At 65.0% G+C, this 6,979-nt stretch carries 7 protein-coding genes; 2 read left to right on the top strand and 5 right to left on the bottom strand.

Going from position 1 to position 6,979, the window contains the following annotated elements; all coding sequences use genetic code 11:
- Nucleotides 1-19: 19 nt before the first annotated feature.
- From A9D60_RS14515 to A9D60_RS14525, 3 genes are all read right to left on the bottom strand, one after another.
- Nucleotides 20-1,030 (bottom strand): DUF418 domain-containing protein, encoded by a 1,011-nt coding sequence (locus A9D60_RS14515; protein WP_065268253.1) that lies wholly within the window; start codon nucleotides 1,028-1,030, stop codon nucleotides 20-22.
- A 128-nt stretch (nucleotides 1,031-1,158) separates the two neighbouring features.
- On the bottom strand, nucleotides 1,159-2,022 hold the full coding sequence (locus A9D60_RS14520; RefSeq protein WP_065268254.1) for an S-methyl-5'-thioadenosine phosphorylase: 864 nt from the start codon (nucleotides 2,020-2,022) through the stop codon (nucleotides 1,159-1,161).
- Nucleotides 2,023-2,354: 332 nt separating this feature from the next.
- Nucleotides 2,355-3,017: a PRC-barrel domain-containing protein gene (locus A9D60_RS14525; RefSeq protein WP_065268255.1), complete on the bottom strand. Its 663-nt coding sequence runs from the start codon at nucleotides 3,015-3,017 to the stop codon at nucleotides 2,355-2,357.
- Nucleotides 3,018-3,245: 228 nt separating this feature from the next.
- Here A9D60_RS14525 and A9D60_RS14530 point away from each other — a divergent pair, with 228 nt between their 5' ends.
- Nucleotides 3,246-4,889: a SulP family inorganic anion transporter gene (locus tag A9D60_RS14530; RefSeq protein WP_065268256.1), complete on the top strand. Its 1,644-nt coding sequence runs from the start codon at nucleotides 3,246-3,248 to the stop codon at nucleotides 4,887-4,889.
- Between the two features lie 104 nt (nucleotides 4,890-4,993).
- On the opposite strand, the gene A9D60_RS14535 is transcribed toward A9D60_RS14530, so the two are convergent.
- Entirely contained in the window at nucleotides 4,994-5,635 is a 642-nt protein-coding gene (locus A9D60_RS14535) for a CatB-related O-acetyltransferase (protein WP_065268257.1), read from the bottom strand.
- Between the two features lie 8 nt (nucleotides 5,636-5,643).
- The gene (locus A9D60_RS14540; RefSeq protein WP_065268258.1) at nucleotides 5,644-6,249 is read right to left on the bottom strand and encodes a flavin reductase family protein; all 606 of its coding nucleotides are present in this window, start codon (nucleotides 6,247-6,249) and stop codon (nucleotides 5,644-5,646) included.
- Between the two features lie 98 nt (nucleotides 6,250-6,347).
- Here A9D60_RS14540 and A9D60_RS14545 point away from each other — a divergent pair, with 98 nt between their 5' ends.
- The gene (locus A9D60_RS14545; protein WP_065268259.1) at nucleotides 6,348-6,836 is read left to right on the top strand and encodes a GNAT family N-acetyltransferase; all 489 of its coding nucleotides are present in this window, start codon (nucleotides 6,348-6,350) and stop codon (nucleotides 6,834-6,836) included.
- The last annotated feature ends 143 nt before the right edge of the window (nucleotides 6,837-6,979 follow it).

Raw genomic sequence — 6,979 nt, forward strand, 5'->3', positions numbered from 1 at the left:
TTCGGGTCGCCGGGCCGGATTACCGGGCCAGGTTCGTGCTCCAGCGCATCAGCGCCTCCAGCGGCCCGCGTTTGGCAAAGAGGTTCCAGAACCACACCAGCACCATCGACAGCGCGCAGAACCCCAGCGAAAAGCCGAAGATCTGCGCCGGGCTGAGCGAGCCGTCCAGCTGCCCCATTGCCTCCAGCGTGCCCATGCCCAGAAGGATATGCGCGGCATAGAGGCTGAGCGCCTGCCGCCCCGGCGCGGCCAGCCATTCCGCCAGCCCGGCTTTGTCAAGCATCGGGGTGAGGGCCAGCACCAGCCCGGTAACCGCCAGCGCGCTGCCGGAAGCCGACAGGATATAAAAAGGGCCCGGCGGGATGGCGCTGGTGCCGAACAGCTCTGCCAGTTCCGGGTCCTGGACCAGCATGCCGGGAACGGCACCCAGCACCGCAGCGGCGGCTCCCCACAGGATCAGATGCGCCTGCACCCGTCGGCTGGAGAGCTGAAGGCGGCCCGCCCACATGCCCAAAAACAGGAAGGCGGCCCAGGGAAACACCGGGTGCCAGCCGTTGAAGAAGGAATTCCGCAGGAAGCCCTCAAGGGTCCAGAAATCCGCATACTCAAGGGTTTCCCAGGTCCAATGCGCCTCGTAATCCAGGGCCAGCAGGCTGATCAGCCCGATCAGCAGGGTGCCCGCCGCGGCCAGCAGGAGCGCCCGGCTGGAGGCGGTCAGGAAGGGCAGCGCCACCAGGAAGTAAAGCGCGTAGAAATGCAGGATGTCGGCCTCGAATATGGTGAGGTTCAAGAGCCCGATCACAAACAGGAACACCGCCCGGCGGAAAACCGTTGTGCGGTCCGGGCGGCCCAGCGTGAGACCGATGCCTGCCAGCACCACAAACAGCGCCGCAGCCCGTCCCTCCAAGGCGTTGGTGAGCAGCGATGCGGTATCCGCGCCCGGCGTTACCTGAGCAGCAATGCGGAAGTTCACCAGCACCATGCCGCAGAAGGCCAGGAAGCGTGCAATGTCCAATCCGTGCAAACGCATGAAAACCCCGTGAAATCAGGAATATGAAAAGAGCTTGTCCTGCTAGGATAAAGGAACTGCCGGCGGCAAAGAAAAGGGGCGGTCCGCAAAGACCGCCCCCGTGTGCTGCTGAATTCAAGGGCTGCCGGTCAGCCCAGAACCCGGCCCGCCACAGCGTCCAGTTTCGCCAGCAGTGCGGGATCGCGTTTCTCAGGGGCGGTCATGATGGCGTATTCCAGCGCCTTGTCGCAGCCGTGCGGGCAGTCCTGCCGGTTCTTGCCCAAGAGGCTGGGCAGGCGGCGCACCAGTTCCCGGGCGTTGGCGGAATTGCCCTGCAAAGTGGCAATGATATCAGTTATTTCCACCGCACCGTGCTCCGGGTGCCAGCTGTCGTAATCGGTGACCATGGCGATGGAGGCATAGCACAGCTCCGCCTCGCGGGCGAGCTTGGCCTCGGGCATGTTGGTCATGCCGATGACGTCGCAGCCCCACTGTTCGCGGTAGAGTTTGCTCTCGGCCATCGAGGAAAACTGCGGCCCCTCCATGCACAGGTAGGTGCCGCCGCGGTGGACCTTGACGCCGGCATCGCGCGCCGCCGCCTCTGCCGCGTCCGAGAGCCGTTCGCAGGTGGGATGCGCGACGCTGACATGGGCGACGCAGCCGGTGCCGAAGAAGCTTTTCTCGCGCGCGAATGTCCGGTCAATGAATTGATCCACAACAACAAAATCACCCGGCGCCATCTCCTCGCGGAAGGAGCCGCAGGCGGAAACGGAGAACACATCGGTGACCCCCAGCCGCTTCAGCGCGTCGATATTGGCGCGGTAGGGGACCTCAGTCGGGGAGTGCACATGGCCGCGGCCGTGGCGGGGCAGGAAGGCCATTTTGACGCCGTCGAGCGAGCCGGTCAGGATCTGGTCCGACGGCGCCCCCCAGGGCGTTTCGACCGCGGTCCACTGGGCGCCTTCCAGCCCGTCGATCTCATAAATGCCGGAGCCGCCGATCACGGCGATCATGGTTTCCCCGGGTTCTGAAATGGTCACGTCCTGCCCTCCTGTTGCTGCTGAATTGGATATGCGCAAGCGGGGGCGGATTTGGCAAGAGCGGGGCGGTAAACAGGGGGTGACATGGGTGCACCTCCTGTGCAGCGGATGGGTGCCGCAGAGGCTGGAAGCCTCCCCTCTCGTCGGCAAAGCCGCCTGCCGGGCAATGGGACGCGAGTATTTGGGGGAAGATGAAGGGGCAAGGGGGCTGTTCGTGCCGGAGGGTCGTGGTCAGCGCCACTACACCGGGCGGAAAAAAGAACCCGCCATGCGGCGGGTTCCTTGGATTCACGCTTGTGCAAGGGTCAGCCCTCGTAGTCGGGCATTGCCTTCAGCTCTTCCTCGGTCATCGGGATGTAGACGCGCAGGTCGGAGCCGTCGTCGGCGCGCAGGATGTCGATCTTGGACAGGTCCAGCTCAACCGGCTTTTCGCCAAGGCCCAGGAAACCGCCGACGTCGATGACTGCGGATTTGACCTTGCCTTCGTCGGTCAGAAGCAGCTCGGAGACCTCGCCGATCCATTCGTCGTTGGCGTCATAGGCGGCGGCGCCGGTCAGTTTCTCGGCGGTCAGGTCGGTTTCTTCCGCGGTCATGTAACCGTCGCGCTCAACCGGAACGCGGGGCTGCATGGCGGCGGTGGTTCCGGTGTCTGACATGGTTTCGGCAGAGCCGGACTCGGCGGCAGCGCTTGCCTCAGCCTCGGCTTCCACCGCGGCTTCGGCCTCTGCAGCCTCTTCCGTCACTTCTTCTGCCGCAGCTTCAGCTGCCGCTTCAGTCTCCGCGGCCGCTTCGCTGGTTTCTTCGGCAATAGTCTCGCCGGCTTGTTCAGCCGCGTTGGCGGCGTCGGACGCCAGTTCCGCGCCCTGTTCGGCGGTTGCCTCTGCAGCTTCCTCGACGGTGGTGTCGGAGGCAAAGGCAGGGAAGGTGGTCACGGCGGCAAGCGCCGTGGAAAGTAGCAGCTTTTTCATAGCGTTCACTCCTCGGTTTGTTGGTGGCTTGTGCGCGAGTACTCATCGGAGAAACGCCCTGCGCGGGGTTCGGTTCCCGCGGGATTTGAGAAAAGCTGCAGCGGGGCGGCCAGGCAGAGGCCTGCGGGGCCGCAAAGGCCTGCATGCGCCCCGCGCCCTTGCCCCGTTGGCGGTTTTCCGCTAGGGGCGGGCAGCGAACACTCCTCCTCCCGAGCACAGGTACCTGACATGAGACGCGCAGCCGTGGCTTTGCTGGCCAAGCAGATTTCCCCGCCCAATCTTTCGATCATGCAGGACGAGGGCTTTACCGTGGGCCGCGTGCGCACCGAGCTGCTGTCGGGCCTCACTGTGGCGCTGGCGCTGGTGCCGGAGGCCGTCGCCTTTGCCTTTGTTGCGGGGGTGCATCCGCTGGTCGGGCTTTATGCAGCCTTTATGGTGGGGCTGATCACTGCTGTGTTCGGCGGCCGGCCGGGGATGATTTCCGGCGCAACCGGGGCACTGGCGGTGGTGATGGTGGCGCTGGTGGCGCAGCACGGGGTGGAGTACCTGTTTGCGACTGTGGTCTTGATGGGGATTTTGCAGATCTTTGCCGGTGTGATGCACTGGGGCAAGTTCATCCGGCTGGTGCCGCATCCGGTGATGCTGGGCTTTGTGAACGGGCTCGCCATCGTGATCTTCCTGGCGCAGCTGACGCAGTTCAAGGTGCCGGGCTCAAACGGGGCGGAATGGCTGAGCGGGATGCAGCTGTACATGATGCTGGGGCTGGTTGGCCTCACCATGCTGATCATCTGGGGGATGCCGAAGATCACCTCCGTGATTCCGGCGCCGCTGGCGGGGATCGGTGTTGTGGCGGTTCTGGTGATTGCACTGAACATCGACGTGCCGACCGTTGGCGATATGGCCTCGATCAAGGGCGGGTTCCCGTCGTTCCACAACCCGTTCGGCACCGGTGAGGGGCTTTATGGCACTGCGCTGGCGCCCTTCACGCTGGAGACACTGTGGATCATCCTGCCCTATGCGGTGATCCTGGCCGCCATCGGCCTGATCGAGAGCCTGCTGACGCTGAACCTGGTGGGCGAGATCACCGGCAAGCGCGGCGGTGCCAGCCAGGAGTGCATTGCGCAGGGCGCGTCGAATGTTGTCACCGGCTTCTTTGGCGGCATGGGCGGCTGCGCGATGATCGGTCAGTCGATGATCAACGTGAAATCCGGCGGCCGGACGCGGATCGCGGGCATTGCCGCGGCGCTGTTCCTGCTCTTGTTTATCGTTGTGGCCTCGCCGCTGATCGAGCAGATCCCGCTGGCGGCGCTGGTGGGCGTTATGTTCATGGTGGTGATCGGCACCTTTGCCTGGAACAGCCTCAAGATCATGACCAAGGTGCCGCTGATGGATGCCTTTGTGATCGTGCTGGTGACCGTTGTGACAGTGATGTCGGACCTGGCGGTTGCGGTGGTTGTGGGCGTCATCGTCTCCGCCCTGGCCTATGCCTGGAATAACGCGCGCCGCATCCACGCCTATACCCGCGAGTCCGCGACCGACAAGGGCGCCAAGGTCTATGAGATCGAGGGGCCGCTGTTCTTTGGCTCCACCGACGGGTTCATCGAGCTGTTTGATGCGGCGAATGATCCGGAGCGCGTGATCGTCGACTTTGCCCGCAGCCGGGTGGTGGACCAGTCGGCGCTGCAGGCGATCGAGGCGGTGGCCGGCAAGTATGAGGCCGAGGGCAAGAAGCTGGTGCTGCGGCACCTGAGCCGCGACTGCCACCAGCTGCTGACCAAGGCGGGCCACCTGATGGTCGATAGCGACGACGACCCGGAATACGAGGTCGCGGTGGACTATTCGGTCAAGACCGGGATCCTGGGCGGCCACTGACGGTTGTCCGTTTCAAAAAGAAACCCGCGGTTCCGGTGAACCGCGGGATTTTTGTTTAAGTGGGAGCTTCCGGCTCACCATACCTGCAAATGCCGGGCAGGGCGTCAGTCGGGGGCGATGCTTTCGAGCATGTCGAGGTCGCCGGACAGCAGTGCCGGTTCGGCGCGGGTGATGAGGTCTGCGGGCCAGTCCCACCATTTGAGCGCCAGCAGGCGGGCGATCTGGGGCTTGGAGAAGCGGTGCCCATGCACCGCGCCCGGATTGCCGGTGATGATGGCATAGGGCGGCACGCTGCCGCGCACCACGGCGCCGGCGCCGATGATGGCGCCATCACCGATGCGCGCACCTGGCAGGATCAGCGCGCCGTAACCGATCCAGACGTCATTGCCGACGATGGTGTCGCGGGTGTCGGGCTGGAAGCCGGCCATCTGATCCGGGTCAAAGACCGGGAACGGAAAGCAGCTGAGCCCGTCCTGCGCGTGATTGGCCGAGGCGGTGATGAAGCGCACCCCGTGGGCGATCTGGCAGAAGCGGCCGATCACCAGCCGCTCCCGCGATCCGGGGAACAGGTAGGGCGCCAGGTGCTGCGCCCAGTCCTGCGGCGGGTCGAAATCGGAGGCGTAAGTATAGTCGCCTGCCTTGATGTTCGGATGATCGAGGACCTGGCTCAGCATTACGGTGCCCGCGTGGGGCGTGCCGTCGGGCAGGATGATCGGGTTGCGCTTGCGGGGATCGGGAAGCGGCATGGCGGGCCTCAGTCGTCGGGGCGGGTGAGCGGGAACAGGTCGCGCACTACTGAGTAGTCGCGGTAGCCGAGGCGGGCCAGCGGCTGGAACGCGGTGACGTCAAAGGTTCCGTCGCGCAGGCAGTCGTCGTGCAGGTGCACGCCAGTGACCTCGCCGAACACCACCTTGTTCGCCTCGCCCGGCAGGGTGACAATCCGGGTGAGCTTGCATTCCAGTGCGGCAGGCGCGGCGGCGACGCGGGAACAGGTGATGGTCTCGCATTCATCGGCCTCAAGGCCTGCGTGGGCAAATTCATCCACGTCCTTGGGCAGCGCGCCGGAGCTGGCGTTCATCGCATCGCGCAGCGCGTAGGAGACCACGTTGACGCAAAAGACGCCGGTGGCCTCGATATTGGCGACCGAATCCTTGGTGCCGTCCTGATCCGGCTTGGCGCTGGTGGAGGCGAACATCACCTGCGGCGGGGTGTAGGCGACGGCGTTGAAGAAGGAATAGGGCGCCAGGTTGTTCACCCCGTCCGGCGATCGGCTGGAGATCCAGCCGATCGGGCGCGGCGTGACAATGGCGTTGAACGGATTGTGGGGGAGGCCGTGGCCGTCCTCGGGCCGGTAGAACATTTCTGTTTCCTGCTCTGGTCATAGATGTTTGCCCAAGGCTTACGCCCATGCTAGGCCAAACGCCAGCCTGCAGGGAAGAATGCGGAGGCAGGGACGGCGTGATCGAATTGAGGGCAGAGCAGCCGGAGGACCGGTGGGAGGTTGAGGCGCTCTATGACCTGTGCTTTGCGCCCGGGCGCGAGGCGCTGTCATCCTACCGTCTGCGCGACGGGGTGCCGCCGGTTGAGGGCCTGAGCGAGGTGGCCCGCGACAGTGATGGCATTCTGGCCGCAGCGATCCGGTACTGGCCGGTTCTGATTGGCGGTGCCTCTGCGCTGCTGCTGGGTCCGGTGGCGGTGCACCCGACGCGGCAGGGCGAGGGGCTGGGCGGGTCTTTGATTCGCGACAGCCTGGCCAAGGCAGAGGAAACCGGCTGGGCCAGGGTGATGCTGGTCGGCGATGCGCCCTATTACAGGCGGTTCGGCTTCTCCAAGCTGATAGGGGTCGAAATGCCGCCGCCGACCAACCCGGAGCGGGTTCTGGGGCTGGCGCTGCAGGCGGGTGCCTGGGACGGCGTGCAGGGGCAGGTGGGCCGCTGGCAGGCTTGAAATTGTGCCTTTCGCTGCCGATCTTTAGGAAGGCAGAGGAGACACAKGTGGCAGATGTTCTGACAAACGCGCGGGCCTATACCCCGCAGGAAATCGACGCCGAGCTGGACGCGCTGGCGGCGCGCTACCGGGCTGCCGGCGGG

The organism is Leisingera sp. JC1 (assembly GCF_001679925.1).
Classification (GTDB): domain Bacteria; phylum Pseudomonadota; class Alphaproteobacteria; order Rhodobacterales; family Rhodobacteraceae; genus Leisingera.